This window comes from Vibrio sp. Y176 (assembly GCF_033438945.1).
Genome location: NZ_JAWOQS010000797.1, coordinates 1 through 603, shown reverse-complemented (window position 1 = coordinate 603; position 603 = coordinate 1). Strand labels below are relative to the sequence as shown.

Here is a 603-nt window from a genome sequence, read left to right as displayed (position 1 = left end):
TTTGAGGTGAACTTGGATAACTTGGCCCTTGAGACGCGCTAAACGACGACCCAATGCAGGATCGTCTTTAATCAGTGTGTTCAGCGAAGTTTCAATGACAGCAGTGATAAGAGGTTCAAATGGCATGCCGTTAACCCTTAGAATTTGTAACCGCGGTGCAACGCCACAATACCACCCGTTAGGTTGTAGTATTTGGTGTTTTCGAAGCCAGCGTCTTGCATCATACCTTCCAGAGTTTCTTGGTCTGGGTGCATGCGAATAGATTCAGCAAGGTAGCGGTAGCTTTCTGCGTCATTCGCGACCAATTCGCCCATTTTTGGCAATAGGTGGAATGAGTACGCGTCGTACACTTTTGATAGTGGTTCGAGAACTGGTTTAGAGAATTCCAAAACCAATAGACGACCACCTGGCTTAAGGACGCGGAACATTGAACGCAGTGCTTTGTCTTTGTCGGTTACGTTACGAAGACAGAAGCTGATGGTGATCACATCGAAGTAATCATCTGGGAAAGGCAGTTCTTCTGCGTTTGCTTGTACGTAGTTTACGTTACCCACAATGCCGTTATCGCGCAGTTTGTCGCGGCCTACATTCATCATTGATTTG

General features: G+C 46.6%; 1 protein-coding gene. It reads right to left on the bottom strand.

The window, feature by feature from the left end; all coding sequences use genetic code 11:
* Positions 1 to 137 precede the first annotated feature (137 nt).
* Positions 138 to 603, bottom strand: a 466-nt coding sequence (locus R7O13_RS28715; protein WP_318305441.1) for a class I SAM-dependent methyltransferase, incomplete at its 5' end; no start/stop codon positions are given.